Genomic DNA, 15,020 nt, shown 5'->3' with positions numbered 1-15,020 from the left:
AATCACAAAAAGGGGTCGATCTTTGACCCCGACTTCTCTATAATCCTGCGACCCCACGTTACAAGAAAGTTTTTTTCCCAAAACTTTTTGTGTGCTGGCATAGGCTATTCGAAGGGGTAGGTTTGCCGGACTTTGTCGTGTGAACCTCAACAATTGAAGACGTTTGGGTGTTCACCAACGTGTAACTATTTATTGGGTAAGCTTTTAATGAAAACTTTTACAGCTAAACCAGAAACCGTAAAACGCGACTGGTATGTTGTTGACGCGACCGGTAAAACTCTGGGCCGTCTGGCTTCCGAACTGGCTCTGCGCCTGCGCGGTAAGCATAAAGCGGAATACACTCCGCACGTAGATACTGGTGATTACATCATCGTTCTGAACGCTGACAAAGTTGCTGTAACCGGCAACAAGCGTACTGACAAAGTGTACTATCACCACACCGGTCACATCGGTGGTATCAAACAAGCGACCTTTGAAGAGATGATTGCTCGCCGTCCTGAGCGTGTGATTGAAATCGCGGTTAAAGGCATGTTGCCAAAAGGCCCGCTGGGTCGTGCTATGTTCCGTAAACTGAAAGTTTACGCGGGTAACGAGCACAACCACGCGGCACAGCAACCGCAAGTTCTTGACATCTAATCGGGATTATAGGCAATGGCTGAAAATCAATACTACGGCACTGGTCGCCGCAAAAGTTCCGCAGCTCGCGTTTTCATCAAACCGGGCAACGGCAAAATCGTTATCAACCAACGTTCTCTGGAACAGTACTTCGGTCGTGAAACTGCCCGCATGGTAGTTCGTCAGCCGCTGGAACTGGTCGACATGGTTGAGAAACTGGATCTGTACATCACCGTTAAAGGTGGTGGTATCTCTGGTCAGGCTGGTGCGATCCGTCACGGTATCACCCGCGCTCTGATGGAGTACGACGAGTCCCTGCGTTCTGAACTGCGTAAAGCTGGCTTCGTTACTCGTGACGCTCGTCAGGTTGAACGTAAGAAAGTCGGTCTGCGTAAAGCACGTCGTCGTCCGCAGTTCTCCAAACGTTAATTGCTTTCTGCTTCGGCAGAATACAATTTGCGAAAAAACCCGCTCCGGCGGGTTTTTTTATAGCTTAAGTCTGAATCTGTGTAAAAACAGAAAACGTGCTTTTTACTGCCACCCAACAGGTGGTAAAGGCAAAAACAACATCGCTGATAAGGGATTAAGTCAACCATTTCAGGCTAAGGAACATCTCTTTTTCCCCATTTCCGGCATCGACTTACCACAAAGGTCGCAAAATCTGGTAAACTATCATCCAATTTTCTGCCCAAATGTCGAGTATTGCTCATTTTTTGTTTGATTTTCGAACAGTGAAGGCAATTCCTCATTGGGTAACATAACTTCTGACCGGCCACCTGGTGGCTGGTAGCAGTAAAAATTCTGACTATACCTGGAGGTTTTCATGGCTGTCGCTGCCAACAAACGTTCGGTAATGACGCTGTTTTCCGGTCCTACTGACATCTATAGCCATCAGGTCCGCATTGTGCTGGCTGAGAAAGGTGTAAGTTTCGAGATCGAACACGTGGAAAAGGACAATCCGCCTCAGGATCTGATTGACCTCAACCCGAATCAGAGCGTTCCGACCCTGGTGGATCGTGAGCTGACCCTGTGGGAATCTCGCATCATTATGGAATACCTGGATGAGCGTTTCCCGCATCCGCCACTGATGCCTGTTTACCCGGTAGCTCGCGGTGAAAGCCGTCTGTACATGCACCGCATCGAAAAAGACTGGTACACGCTGATGAACACCATCATCAACGGTTCAGCCTCTGAAGCGGATGCCGCACGTAAGCAACTGCGCGAAGAACTGCTGGCCATCGCGCCGGTCTTCGGTCAGAAACCGTACTTCCTGAGCGATGAGTTCAGCCTGGTCGATTGCTACCTTGCTCCGCTGCTGTGGCGTCTGCCGCAACTGGGCATCGAGTTCAGCGGCCCGGGTGCGAAAGAGCTGAAAGGCTATATGACTCGTGTCTTTGAGCGTGACTCTTTCCTTGCTTCTTTAACTGAAGCAGAACGTGAAATGCGTCTGGGCCGGAGTTAATCTGTATGGATTTGTCACAGCTAACACCACGTCGTCCCTATCTGCTGCGTGCATTCTATGAGTGGTTGCTGGATAACCAGCTCACGCCGCACCTGGTGGTGGATGTGACGCTCCCTGGCGTGCAGGTTCCTATGGAATATGCGCGTGACGGGCAAATCGTACTCAATATTGCGCCGCGTGCAGTTGGTAATCTGGAACTGGCGAATGATGAAGTGCGCTTTAACGCGCGCTTTGGTGGCATTCCGCGCCAGGTTTCAGTACCGCTGGCTGCCGTGCTGGCTATCTACGCCCGCGAAAATGGCGCAGGAACGATGTTCGAGCCTGAAGCTGCCTACGACGAAGATGCCAGCATTATGAATGATGATGAAGCATCGGCAGATAATGAAACCGTTATGTCGGTCATTGACGGCGATAAGCCAGATCACGATGATGACCATCATCCTGACGATGAACCTCCGCAGCCCCCCCGCGGTGGTCGCCCGGCATTGCGGGTTGTGAAATAAATGATAAACAGGCCCATGTGGCCTGTTTTGCTATCTACCTTCTTTTCGCCTGATTTTAATACTGTGTTACGATAACTTCGCTATTATCCGTCAACATATTTTCCCAGAAGAGCCCTATGAACGCATTTGATCCGCAAGCAGAAGATTCTCCGGCTACTATCGGTCGTAACTTGCGTCGTCGTCCGCTGGCGCGTAAAAAACTCTCCGAAATGGTGGAAGAAGAGCTGGAGCAGATGATCCGCCGTCGCGAATTTGGCGAAGGTGAGCAACTGCCGTCTGAACGCGAACTTATGGCGTTCTTTAACGTTGGGCGTCCTTCGGTGCGTGAAGCGCTGGCGGCGTTAAAGCGCAAAGGTTTGGTACAAATTAATAACGGCGAACGCGCTCGCGTCTCGCGTCCTTCCGCGGATACCATCATTGGTGAGCTATCCGGTATGGCGAAAGATTTCCTTTCCCATCCTGGTGGGATAGCCCATTTCGAACAACTACGTCTATTCTTTGAGTCCAGCCTGGTGCGTTATGCGGCTGAACATGCCACCGATGAACAAATCGATTTGCTGGCAAAAGCACTGGAAATCAACAGTCAATCTCTGGATAACAACGCTGCGTTCATTCGTTCAGACGTTGATTTCCACCGCGTACTGGCGGAGATCCCTGGCAACCCGATCTTTATGGCGATCCACGTTGCTCTGCTTGACTGGCTGATCGCAGCTCGTCCGACAGTAGCTGACCAGGCGCTACACGAACATAACAACGTTAGTTATCAGCAGCATATTGCGATCGTTGATGCGATCCGGCGTCACGATCCCGACGAAGCCGATCGCGCATTGCAATCGCATCTCAACAGCGTCTCTGCCACCTGGCACGCCTTCGGGCAGACCGCAAACAAAAAGAAATAATGCCACTTTAGTGAAGCAGATCGCATTATAAGCGTTCTGTATGATGTGTTGCTTATTTGATCTGGTATAACAGGTATAAAGGTATATCGTTTTTAACAGGCAAGCATCACTTCAGAGGTATTTATGGCAACGAATTTACGTGGCGTAATGGCCGCACTCCTGACTCCTTTTGACCAACAACAAGCGCTGGATAAAGCGAGTCTGCGCCGCCTGGTTCAGTTCAATATTCAGCAGGGCATCGACGGCCTGTACGTAGGTGGTTCAACCGGTGAAGCCTTTGTGCAGAGCCTTTCCGAGCGTGAACAGGTACTGGAGATTGTCGCTGAAGAAGCAAAAGGCAAGATTAAACTTATCGCTCACGTAGGTTGCGTCAGCACTGCGGAAAGCCAGCAACTTGCGGCATCTGCTAAACGTTATGGCTTTGATGCTGTCTCTGCGGTCACGCCGTTCTACTATCCTTTCAGCTTTGAAGAACACTGCGATCACTACCGGGCAATCATTGATTCGGCGGATGGTTTGCCGATGGTGGTGTACAACATTCCGGCACTGAGCGGTGTAAAACTGAGTCTGGATCAGATCAACACCCTGGTTACGCTGCCAGGCGTAGGGGCGTTGAAACAGACCTCTGGCGATCTCTATCAGATGGAACAGATCCGTCGCGAACATCCGGATCTGGTGCTCTATAACGGTTACGACGAAATCTTCGCCTCCGGCCTGCTGGCGGGCGCAGACGGTGGTATTGGCAGTACTTACAACATTATGGGATGGCGTTATCAGGGTATCGTGAAGGCGCTGAAAGAAGGGGATATCCAGACCGCGCAGAAACTGCAAACCGAATGTAATAAAGTCATTGATTTACTGATTAAAACGGGCGTATTCCGCGGTCTGAAAACCGTTCTGCACTATATGGATGTGGTGTCTGTGCCGCTGTGTCGCAAACCGTTTGGTCCGGTGGATGAAAAATATCTGCCAGAACTGAAGGCGCTGGCCCAGCAGTTGATGCAAGAGCGCGGGTGAGTTCTTTTCCCTCACCCGCCCCTACCGGGTGAGGGGAAATAACCGCATCTGTACCCTACAACTTTCATACCAAAGCGTGTGGGCATCGCCCACCGCGGGAGACTCACAATGAGTACAACGATCCAGAATATCCCGTGGTATCGCCATCTCAACCGTGCACAATGGCGGGCATTTTCCGCTGCCTGGTTGGGATACCTGCTTGATGGTTTTGATTTCGTTTTAATTGCCCTGGTACTTACCGAAGTACAGGGTGAGTTTGGGCTGACGACGGTACAGGCAGCAAGCCTGATCTCCGCAGCCTTCATCTCTCGCTGGTTCGGCGGCCTGATGCTTGGCGCTATGGGCGACCGCTACGGACGTCGACTGGCAATGGTCACCAGTATTGTTCTCTTTTCTGCCGGTACACTGGCTTGCGGCTTTGCGCCTGGCTACATCACTATGTTTATCGCGCGTCTGGTGATCGGTATGGGGATGGCGGGTGAATACGGCTCCAGCGCTACTTATGTAATTGAAAGCTGGCCAAAACACTTGCGCAACAAAGCCAGTGGTTTTCTGATTTCAGGCTTCTCTGTGGGGGCTGTAGTTGCCGCTCAGGTTTACAGTCTGGTGGTTCCGGTCTGGGGCTGGCGTGCGCTGTTCTTTATCGGCATTTTACCCATCATCTTCGCTCTCTGGCTGCGTAAAAACATCCCGGAAGCGGAAGACTGGAAAGAGAAGCACGCAGGTAAAGCGCCGGTACGCACGATGGTGGATATTCTTTATCGCGGTGAACATCGCATCGCCAATATTGTGATGACGCTGGCAGCGGCTACTGCGCTGTGGTTCTGCTTTGCCGGTAACCTGCAAAATGCCGCAATCGTCGCTGTTCTCGGGCTGTTATGTGCTGCGATCTTTATTAGCTTTATGGTTCAGAGTACGGGCAAGCGCTGGCCAACGGGCGTGACGCTGATGGTGGTTGTGTTGTTTGCTTTCCTTTACTCATGGCCGATTCAGGCGCTGCTGCCGACGTATCTGAAAACCGATTTGGCGTATGACCCACATACGGTCGCCAATGTCCTGTTCTTTAGTGGCTTTGGTGCGGCAGTTGGCTGCTGCGTTGGTGGCTTCCTCGGTGACTGGCTGGGAACGCGCAAAGCCTACGTTTGTAGCCTGCTGGCCTCGCAATTGCTGATTATTCCGGTATTTGCGATTGGCGGTGCAAACGTCTGGGTACTCGGTCTGTTACTGTTCTTCCAGCAAATGCTTGGTCAGGGGATCTCCGGGATCTTGCCGAAACTGATCGGCGGTTATTTTGATACCGACCAGCGAGCGGCGGGACTGGGCTTTACCTACAACGTTGGTGCATTGGGTGGTGCACTGGCACCGATCATTGGTGCGCTGATTGCTCAACGCCTGGACCTGGGGACGGCTCTGGGATCGCTCTCGTTCAGCCTGACGTTTGTGGTGATCCTGCTGATTGGTCTGGATATGCCCTCCCGGGTTCAGCGCTGGTTGCGCCCGGAAGCATTGCGTACTCATGACTCCATCGATGGCAAACCATTCAGCGGTGCGGTGCCGTTTGGCAACACCAAAGATGATTTAGTCAAAACCAAAAGTTAATCCTGTAGCCCGGTTCTGAACCGGGCCTTTCGCGAAGGGAAGAAGTATGTCGTTACTTGCACAACTGGATCAAAAAATCGCCGCTAATGGTGGCCTGATTGTCTCCTGCCAGCCGGTTCCTGACAGCCCGCTCGATAAACCCGAAATCGTCGCAGCTATGGCATTAGCGGCAGAGCAGGCCGGTGCGGTTGCTATTCGTATAGAAGGAGTGGCAAACCTGAAAGCCACTCGTGCGGTAGTGAGCGTGCCGATTATCGGGATTGTGAAACGCGATCTGGAGGATTCGCCGGTACGTATTACCGCCTACATTGAAGATGTTGATGCGCTGGCACAGGCGGGCGCGGACATTATCGCGATTGATGGCACCGATCGCCCGCGTCCGGTGCCTGTTGAAACACTGTTGGCACGTATTCACCATCACGGATTGCTGGCGATGACCGACTGCTCAACGCCGGAAGACGGCCTGGCTTGCCAAAAACTGGGTGCTGAGATTATTGGCACGACGCTTTCTGGCTATACCACGCCTGAAACCCCGGAAGAGCCTGATCTGGCGCTGGTGAAAACGTTGAGCGATGCCGGATGTCGGGTGATTGCCGAAGGGCGATACAACACGCCAGCGCAGGCGGCAGATGCCATGCGTCATGGCGCATGGGCGGTGACAGTCGGTTCAGCCATTACGCGTCTTGAGCACATTTGCCAGTGGTACAACACAGCGATGAAAAAGGCGGTGCTATGACCATACTGGCGATTGATATCGGCGGTACTAAACTTGCTGCCGCGCTGATTGGTGCTGACAGGCAGATCCGCGATCGCCGTGAACTCCCCACGCCTGCCAGCCAGACACCGGAAGCATTGCGTGAAGCCTTAGCCACATTAGTCGCACCGTTGCAAGCTCATGCGCAGCAGGTGGCCATCGCTTCAACCGGGATAATCCGCAACGGCAGCCTGCTGGCGCTAAATCCACATAATCTCGGCGGATTGCTGCACTTTCCGCTAGTCAAAACGCTGGAACAGCTTACCGACTTGCCGACGATTGCCATTAACGACGCACAGGCCGCAGCGTGGGCAGAGTATCAGGCGCTGGGGAGGGATATTACCGACATGGTGTTTATCACTGTTTCCACTGGTGTTGGCGGTGGGGTAGTCAGCGACGGCAAACTGCTTACTGGCTCAGGCGGCCTGGCGGGGCATATTGGACATACGCTGGCTGATCCTCATGGTCCAGTCTGCGGTTGTGGACGTGTCGGCTGTGTGGAAGCGATTGCTTCCGGTCGTGGCATTGCGGCTGCGGCGCAGGGTGAGCTGGCGGGGGCGAATGCGAAAACCATTTTTACGCGCGCCGGTCAGGGCGACGAACATGCACAGCAACTGATTCACCGCTCCGCACATGCGCTGGCAAGACTGATTGCCGATGTTAAAGCTACGACCGATTGCCAGTGCGTGGTGGTCGGTGGCAGCGTCGGGTTGGCAGAAGGGTATCTGGCGCTGGTGGAAACGTATCTGGCGCAGGAGCCAGCGGCATTTCATGTTGAGTTACTGGCGGCGCACTACCGCCACGATGCAGGTTTACTTGGGGCTGCGTTGTTGGCCCAGGGAGAAAAATTATGATGATGGGTGAAGTACAGTCATTACCATCTGCCGGTTTGCATCCGGTATTGATGGATGCGTTAACGCTGGCGTTAAGCGCCTGCCCACAAGAGAAATCGCCAGGTCGTTATGAACTGCGCGGCGATGATATCTTTATGAATGTGATGACATTTTCTACTCAGCCCGCAGAGAGTAAAAAAGCGGAACTACATACGCAATATGTTGATATTCAGCTTTTACTGAGTGGCGAAGAACGGATTAACTTCGGTGTCGCGGATTCCGCCCGTGCGTGCGAAGAGCTGCATGTGGAAGAGGATTATCAGCTTTGTAACGCCATTGAGAATGAACAAACCATTATCATGAAACCGGGGATGTTCGCCGTGTTTATGCCGGGAGAACCGCATAAGCCCGGGTGTATTGTTGAGTCCGTTGCTGAGATTAAGAAGGTGGTGGTGAAGGTGAATCGCCACATTCTTTAGCGCTATACTTTTAGCCCGGCTGAACCGGGCTTATTACTTTCTCAGGTTTGGACGGAGCGCGATCACACCCCGACATTCCCGGCCTACAACTCTTCCATCAGATACTGGAAATAACACTCGGTCGTAAATTGCCCCGTGCCCGCCGTATTGACTTCAACCGCAATGTTACTCAGCGTTTGGTCGTACGGCGAACTGTCAGCGACGACCGCCGTGACGTTACTGTTGCCACCCTCGACGTTTGTACATCCCTGGCTTGTGAGTTGGGTCATTTGGCTGACATAGCGACAGTAGCTGCCACGCGTATCATTCAGACTACCGTCACACAATTTGCCGCTTTCCATCAGATAGGTCGGCAGGTTGGCATGAACGACACCCCCCGTTGAGGCGATGTTGAGTAACTTGTCATTCTGGACGCGGTCTTTACTCCAGGAAATATCAAATGATGCCACGGGAACGGTGGGGCAGATGGAACCATGAGAGACAGGGCCGGCATAGGTACCACTGTACGCATTTGTTGATGTCGCTTTGATATCGGCTACCCATGGGCAGCCGTAGGAGTCTGTCCCCGTTTCAACTTTAATTTTATACCAGGCGCAGTTCCATCCCTTTGGCAATGAGCCGCCACAAAGAGCGTCATCGACGTTGGTATTATCATAATCAGTAACGGTAATGGTGGGGGTTGGGGGAAGCGGGCCGGGCCCACTGATGAGTCTCCAGGAGGTCAGCTTATAAGGATAATAGGCATAAAATATCACACCAGGTGCCAATTCACCGCCAAACAGGCCATTTGGCGTCAGGATGTTCATATGGAGCGCGATGTTCGTGACGCCGTTGTCGCCTATGCCATAGTATAATGTTTGACTATTAAAACTGATTTTGAGATTAGGTTTGGCAATGCTGCTGTTAGTCAATCCAATCGCTAATAACAAAAAGAGTAAAAACGAAGATATTTTTTTCATATCAGAAATACTCAAAAGTGGCGGTCATACTGGCGGAGAACTCGCCTGGTACAATCGTGACGCCGGGTTCAACCTGAAGCCAGGCATTGAAATTAAGCGTGGTATTCGGGGCGGTAAGCGGGAATGTCACTCCCGCAGTGCTATTAATCGGTACGGCGGTTCCGTTACTTGTTTCAATTCCAATACCGACCCCGCTGGCGCGTGAGCCTGAAGCGAGTGCGAGGAAACCCGCCGCCAACAGCGAGTCTTCAGTACCGGAAAATGTCACCTTGACGTTTTGCAGAGAACTTTCACAGTTCGCCAGTTTCAGCGTCACCGGCACGCGCGCCGACTGCCCGCTGGCCTGTAAATCTGCTGCATCTGCGGGCGGAAAGATGATTTCTTCCATCGCGGTTCCGACAATGACCGGCGAACAGGAACCCGCCAGCAGATTACCCGTGAAGTGGACGTTGTTCGCCGCATGAGTCGACGCCGCTAACATCCCGCACAGCGACAGCACCGATACTATTCGTTTCATCATTTCGCTCCCTGCTGTTATTGGTAATCCACGCGTAGCGTCGCCCAGGCCTCGAAATTCTGTTCGCTGAGGTTCGCGCTGACGCTTTTTACGGGTACGGCTTCCAGAACGGGCAAATTTGCCTCATCGACAGTAATGGTGCTGCCTGGCTTAAAGGGCTGATTGTTTTCCCAGATTTTGATCCCTAATCCGTCGGCATTGGTTTTGATGGCGGCGTCGTCAAAGTCCACGACATCTCCTGTTAGCGTCAGGGTCATTGCCATCGAATTATCGCGGACGCTTGAGTCGCAGGTAATTTTGTACTCCAGCGGCTGCCTGTAATTGTTGCCATCGATTCGCGTGATGATCACATCACGGAAATTGACGTCTATTCTGGCGTTGTTGCTGATGGTGCAAACAGGCGGCGTCACCAGGTGGCCAATAAAGGTCAGATTATCGGCATGACACAGGCTGCATGCGGCTAAAAGTATCGCGCATCCGATTGTTTTCATTGATAATCCACCACCAGTGTCGCCCCTGCGGTAAAGTCGCCTGAACTGAGCGTTGTCGCTGAATTTTTTACTGGCGTTGCTTCCAGCGCCGGGCCGCTGCCTGAAAAATTAAAATGGAACCAGGATGTGCTCCCTGGCTCGAGGAGGGTATGTTCATTCACCGTACGGACCCGTATTCCCAGCCCATCCACATTCGTTTTCAGTACCGACTCGCCGTTGATGGTGACAACCGTACCCAGCAACTGCATTTTCAGTGCATCCACAATTCGCTTATCGCAATTCAGGCTGTAACCCACCGTTTGGGTATAGTTTGTGCCGTCGATTTTGGTCGTGAGCACATCGTTAAAGTTCACCGTTCCGCCGGTGACGGTGCAAGGTGGCGGCGCGTCGACGGCGATACGTAACGTCATTTTTACGCTTTTATTCCCTGCATATACCGATGCACTCAGTAACATCAGAGCGCTCAATGACAGTGAAAGTGGGGCACTGCTTCGCCTTCTCATTAAGCCTCCGAATTATCCTTTACTGCTTCTGGCGTCATCGACATGGCACTCTGCGCCGCTGCACTGGAAATAGAGAGGCAGTCGTCCACCGTAGTCGTTGACATACGTCAGTACCGGCGCGCTTCCCAGATCGGACGCACGGCCTTTCATCTCCTGGGTGGTTGCAGAAGGCATCACCAGCGGTTCAAAGCCTGTGATGGGCTGACCGCCTTTCTGTGTGCTGGCGGAGCTGATAATGACGTAATAACTGGTTGGGTTTTTGACCAGGTAATGATCTCCCTGGCGACTCAGAGTGACCTGATGTTGCCAGGGATGCTCAGGATCGACCTTTTTGGCCAGCGCGGCGGGGCGATAGAACAGTTTGATCCGCGTTTGCAGCGCAATTTGCAGCGAATTGGGTTTATCGCTTTTCGGCGGAATTTCTCGCACATTAAAGTAAAACAGCGTCTCTTTATCCTGCGCTAAGGTGCTAATGTCAGGCATCCCCTGCACTTTGACCTGACCTTCCGTTTTCGCCTCTATGCGCTGCACGGGCGGCAGAACAGCCAGTGGCGAGGTGATTTTCTCGCCTTTTTCGTTTTCAACCCACGTCTGCGCTAAATAGGGCAGGGTTTGGCTGTCATTTTTGAGCGTCACGCTGATCGATTTATCGCCGCCTTTATAGACCAGACGCGTGCGGTCTGGGGCAATGGCGGCCTGCGCGCAGGAGGTAAAAAAGAGAATTGCGCTCAGACAAGAAATATTCGTCTTCCACATCCCTGGTGCGTAAATGTTGTTATTTACCATGTTCCCTGTTCCTGAATAATTAATAGGTGTTGTCTGACAATGCTTCTGGTTTAGCCGACGGGGTAATGCGCTGTGTCTGATCCTGGATAATCGGTTTTATCTCCATGGCAGGGCGCGGTTTATCCGGGTTGGCTAACTGACACGGCAATAACAAACCACTAAATAGGTTTTTCGGTAACGGGTCGGGCAATGAGACGTCACACTGTTTTTCGCCTGACCAGTAAACCTGTAAGTTTTCACCCGCTTTTACGCCAGCGAGATAGACATGCCCGTCGTCATCAACCAACCCGATTTGCTGCTGGTGGCTGTTTTTAACTTCCGCGCCAAAGGGGGGAGAGTCGCCATTTTCCATGCGCAGAACGGCCATCGCTTTTTCACCGCTGATGACGCCAAATTCGCGATAGCCAATCGCACCTTCGGTAAGTGTGGCCTGCACAGTGGACTGCGTTGCCTCGGCATTTTCAGGCAATTGATTGATATCAATGCGAATTTGGTTGCGGTAATAGTCATTGACGTCCGTCAGAACGGCCTTGCCGAACCTATTGGAATAGACCGGAGAGTTGTAGCCGCCGATGGGGACATCAGCGACGCCGCCGGTATCGACCAGAATACGGCTGCCGCCAGAGAGATTCGTGCGGTGTAACGCCCCACCTTTTGCGGTTAACGTTGCGCCGCCACGCATCGTCAGACCCGCAGAGGTGTAATCGCCTTCCTGATAGTTTGCGCTGACGTCCACGTCCGCATAACTCCCTTCATGGCTGTAGAACCCTTCAGCCCGGGTGTTATTGCCGGACTGGCCCAGACTTAATTGATAGTTGCTGCGATCGTTCAGGCGCTGGTAATAACTGACCTGGCTGGAATTGTCGTCGTCGCTAAACATACCGTTATAGCTGATGGACTTATCGTTGCCCCAGGGGATCATCAGTGAAACATAGACACCATCGTCGGATTCATTGTCATATTCACTGCGATAAGCGGTCAGAGAGAGGCTCATATTCTTCATTGAACCGATATCAAAATAGTGAGAGACCATGAGGTTGTAGTTGTTCTGGTCTCCTCTGTCCCAATATGTCCGGCGGTTCCAGGTCAGGTAAACGTTGAGCGCGGGGTCGCTAAAATTCTGGCTATAGCTGACGGTGTACATCTCTTTATCGTGGCCTGCACGGACGTTGTCATCATGCAGCGCATCGAGATATTCGCTCATCGTCATGTAGTTTTCTTCGGAAAACCGATAACCGGCAAAGGTAAAGCGGCTGTTTAACTGATCAAAATCTTTGGCGTAGCTGATGCGATAGGAGTTCCCCTGGAGAGTACCGTGTCCATATTCGCCCGCTTCCGGGAGTTGAGTTCGTGAATGGGTGACGTCAAGGGCGAGCGCTCCCAGTACCGCCATATCGCGGCCGATACCAATGGCGACGGCCTGATAATGTTCTTCACCCACAGCACCGCCGTACAGCGACCAGCTATTGGCAAAGCCCCATGATGCTTCACCAGCGGCAAACGCGTTACCTTCAGCGTGATGGTTCCAGTCCTGTGGACGCCCCACCGTGCCTTTGTAACGCACCATGCCCTGGCGGGTTAAAAAGGGAATGGAGGCGGTACTGACGTCATATTCCTGCACCTGGCCGCTTTGCTCTTCAATGCGGACATGTAAATCGCCGGATACGGCTTCGTTGATATCCTGAATATGGAACGGGCCAGCAGGAACCTGTGACTCATAAATAACGCGACCTTGCTGCGTTACGGTGACTTTCGCATTAGTACGCGCGACGCCAGAGATGTCCGGTGCATAGCCACGCAGGTTTGGCGGAAGCATTTGATCATCGGTTTGTACGCTGGCACCGAGGTAGTTAAAGGTGTCGAAGATATTCGAGGCAAGAGCGTCTTCACCGAGCGTCAGTTTTGCCCCAAGGCCGGGTAATGCACGCCATGCGTAATAGCGGCTCCATTCCCAGTCACGCAGATCTTGCCCTTCACTGTCGCTGGTATTCAGATAACTGGCCTGCCAGTCAGCACGTAAGCGCCATGCGCCCAGGTTACCGCCAACAGTACCATTCGCCGTGATGTCATGTTCATCGACGCCATCATTCTGCTGATGGCGAACCTGAGCATTCATGTTGTAATCGAATATCAACCCGGGAATACCTTCATCCCAGCGCGAGGGCGGATCCCATTCTGCGTCGGTATATTCCAGCCAGGCCTGGGGGATCGTCACCTCAAGCTGGGACTGACTTAAATTTGCCTGTATTACCATGCCTTCAATCTGGCCCGGTTGCAGGCATTGGCCGTCTTTAATCCATTGTAATGTTTCGACTAATTCTGGTTTTAGTCCCAGCTTTGATATGACATCGGGAGAAAGACAAGGGAAGCTGTTACTCGGGTCATCCTCTTTAGGATACCAATGAATGTCATTCTCCTCTGCCAGAGGATATTTATTTACGACAACCTGCAAGTTGTAATTTCCCGGAAGGACATAACCTTTATGGGAAAATTTCCCTAAATCAATTTTTGTCCCACCTTTTACGTCAAGAAATTGGGTATTAAATTCAACAGCCTCTTCTGCATTGCTTTTCCCGGAGAGACCGGTCAGCGTCATCATGATTGCCAGACTTAATATTCGTAAGCGGAAAGGGGCATGGTGTTGCATCAGATAAACCGTCCTGATAATAACAATAATGAGTGTTTTTAATTTTTATTAATGCCCTGACATTCCTTGTTCAGGGCATTGCACTTATTACAGCGGGTAAATTACAGATAGCTGATCTGGAAATTAACCTGGCTATTGAATTCACCAATATCAATTGTGCCAGTTGCGTCGCCTTTCACCCATGCGCTGAAATCGACTTCCTGGTTAGGCAGGCCTTTGGCCGGAGTGTTTCCATCCATCTGCAGTTTGGTTTCTGACGCAGTACCCAGTTTGAGTGCTGCACCTTTGCTGGTTCCGATAACAATACTGGCCCCATTCATTTCACCGCTGGCCCCCATCAGTGCCAGGTTGCCCGGGTTGGCAGTTGATTCGTTACCTGCTGCGCTGAACACCGTGGACATTTTGGTTTCAGTGGTGAATACGCAGTGTTCCATACGGATTTTAAACGGCACAGCCGTGGAGGATTTGCCACCAGTCAGAGAACCTGTACCGATATGGCCGAGGTTAACGGTCTGATGTTCGTCACCCACCACAATGGAGCACGGAGAGTCTTCAATCGTACCGATAAAATTGACTGTGCCGGTATTGCTGCCCACCGCATTTGCATAAGATGAAAATCCCATAACCATCGCCGTTGCCAGTGCAGCTTTTACTAACTTTTTCATTATTTGTCCTTAAATTTAAATGTGAATAAGCACTGTTTTCCGTTAACAGTTAACGTGAGAGCCGTGCTTGCGCTTTAAATTTTTATAGGGGCTATTAATAAATATATTATTTATTCTTGTATTTGGGTCTAAATAAAATATTGTTTGCTGACTTTTTTGTTGAATAACCCACGCATAAATAATTTACCCGAGGTAAATATTAATGCGGAAAGTCTACGGCGTTATTTAATATTATGGTAAATCTTTTTTTGTGGTTGATTATCAGATTAGTACCTGATTAATGATTTAATA

At 51.6% G+C, this 15,020-nt stretch carries 17 protein-coding genes; 10 read left to right on the top strand and 7 right to left on the bottom strand.

What is annotated here, in order from left to right:
- The first annotated feature begins 207 nt into the window (after positions 1–207).
- The 10 genes from rplM to nanQ all read left to right on the top strand — a co-directional run bounded on the left by rplM (position 208) and on the right by nanQ (position 8,161).
- Positions 208–636 (top strand): 50S ribosomal protein L13, encoded by a 429-nt coding sequence (gene rplM, locus A31E_RS06955; RefSeq protein WP_001517180.1) that lies wholly within the window; start codon positions 208–210, stop codon positions 634–636.
- A gap of 15 nt (positions 637–651) precedes the next feature.
- Complete coding sequence (rpsI, locus tag A31E_RS06960; protein WP_000829818.1) at positions 652–1,044, top strand: 30S ribosomal protein S9; 393 nt, start codon at positions 652–654, stop codon at positions 1,042–1,044.
- Positions 1,045–1,438: 394 nt separating this feature from the next.
- Positions 1,439–2,077, top strand: coding sequence for a stringent starvation protein SspA (gene sspA, locus A31E_RS06965; protein WP_000257293.1), 639 nt, complete (start codon positions 1,439–1,441; stop codon positions 2,075–2,077).
- A gap of 5 nt (positions 2,078–2,082) precedes the next feature.
- Positions 2,083–2,580, top strand: a complete 498-nt coding sequence (gene sspB, locus A31E_RS06970; protein WP_000366123.1) for a ClpXP protease specificity-enhancing factor — start codon at positions 2,083–2,085, stop codon at positions 2,578–2,580.
- Positions 2,581–2,696: 116 nt separating this feature from the next.
- A complete protein-coding gene (nanR, locus tag A31E_RS06975) occupies positions 2,697–3,479 on the top strand; it encodes a transcriptional regulator NanR (protein WP_000990909.1) in 783 nt (260 codons plus the stop codon).
- 123 nt (positions 3,480–3,602) lie between these two features.
- The gene (nanA, locus tag A31E_RS06980; protein ID WP_000224706.1) at positions 3,603–4,496 is read left to right on the top strand and encodes an N-acetylneuraminate lyase; all 894 of its coding nucleotides are present in this window, start codon (positions 3,603–3,605) and stop codon (positions 4,494–4,496) included.
- Positions 4,497–4,604: 108 nt separating this feature from the next.
- Positions 4,605–6,095, top strand: a complete 1,491-nt coding sequence (gene nanT, locus A31E_RS06985) for a sialic acid transporter NanT (RefSeq protein WP_000108263.1) — start codon at positions 4,605–4,607, stop codon at positions 6,093–6,095.
- Positions 6,096–6,141: 46 nt separating this feature from the next.
- Entirely contained in the window at positions 6,142–6,831 is a 690-nt protein-coding gene (locus A31E_RS06990) for an N-acetylmannosamine-6-phosphate 2-epimerase (protein WP_000054233.1), read from the top strand.
- The gene (nanK, locus tag A31E_RS06995) at positions 6,828–7,703 is read left to right on the top strand and encodes an N-acetylmannosamine kinase (protein WP_016249259.1); all 876 of its coding nucleotides are present in this window, start codon (positions 6,828–6,830) and stop codon (positions 7,701–7,703) included. Before A31E_RS06990 ends, nanK begins: the two co-directional genes overlap by 4 nt.
- Positions 7,700–8,161: an N-acetylneuraminate anomerase gene (gene nanQ / locus A31E_RS07000; protein ID WP_016249258.1), complete on the top strand. Its 462-nt coding sequence runs from the start codon at positions 7,700–7,702 to the stop codon at positions 8,159–8,161. Before nanK ends, nanQ begins: the two co-directional genes overlap by 4 nt.
- An 83-nt stretch (positions 8,162–8,244) precedes the next feature.
- Here nanQ and A31E_RS07005 read toward each other — a convergent pair whose 3' ends face one another.
- From A31E_RS07005 to A31E_RS07035, 7 genes are all read right to left on the bottom strand, one after another.
- Positions 8,245–9,120: a StfH/YfcO family fimbrial adhesin gene (locus A31E_RS07005; protein WP_016249257.1), complete on the bottom strand. Its 876-nt coding sequence runs from the start codon at positions 9,118–9,120 to the stop codon at positions 8,245–8,247.
- Position 9,121: 1 nt separating this feature from the next.
- The gene (locus A31E_RS07010) at positions 9,122–9,637 is read right to left on the bottom strand and encodes a fimbrial protein (protein ID WP_016249256.1); all 516 of its coding nucleotides are present in this window, start codon (positions 9,635–9,637) and stop codon (positions 9,122–9,124) included.
- Between the two features lie 17 nt (positions 9,638–9,654).
- On the bottom strand, positions 9,655–10,128 hold the full coding sequence (locus tag A31E_RS07015) for a fimbrial protein (RefSeq protein WP_016249255.1): 474 nt from the start codon (positions 10,126–10,128) through the stop codon (positions 9,655–9,657).
- Positions 10,125–10,631, bottom strand: a complete 507-nt coding sequence (locus A31E_RS07020) for a fimbrial protein (protein ID WP_016249254.1) — start codon at positions 10,629–10,631, stop codon at positions 10,125–10,127. Before A31E_RS07020 ends, A31E_RS07015 begins: the two co-directional genes overlap by 4 nt.
- A 12-nt stretch (positions 10,632–10,643) precedes the next feature.
- Positions 10,644–11,387: a fimbria/pilus periplasmic chaperone gene (locus tag A31E_RS07025; protein ID WP_032240769.1), complete on the bottom strand. Its 744-nt coding sequence runs from the start codon at positions 11,385–11,387 to the stop codon at positions 10,644–10,646.
- A 49-nt stretch (positions 11,388–11,436) separates the two neighbouring features.
- Positions 11,437–14,064: an outer membrane usher protein gene (locus A31E_RS07030; protein ID WP_016249252.1), complete on the bottom strand. Its 2,628-nt coding sequence runs from the start codon at positions 14,062–14,064 to the stop codon at positions 11,437–11,439.
- Between the two features lie 101 nt (positions 14,065–14,165).
- On the bottom strand, positions 14,166–14,729 hold the full coding sequence (locus A31E_RS07035) for a fimbrial protein (protein WP_016249251.1): 564 nt from the start codon (positions 14,727–14,729) through the stop codon (positions 14,166–14,168).
- Positions 14,730–15,020: the final 291 nt, after the last annotated feature.

The organism is Escherichia sp. KTE159, from assembly GCF_000408805.1.
GTDB classification, from domain to species: Bacteria; Pseudomonadota; Gammaproteobacteria; order Enterobacterales; family Enterobacteriaceae; genus Escherichia; species Escherichia marmotae.
The sequence above is the reverse complement of the archived record's forward strand: the minus strand, read 5'-3'. Positions and strand labels throughout refer to the sequence as shown.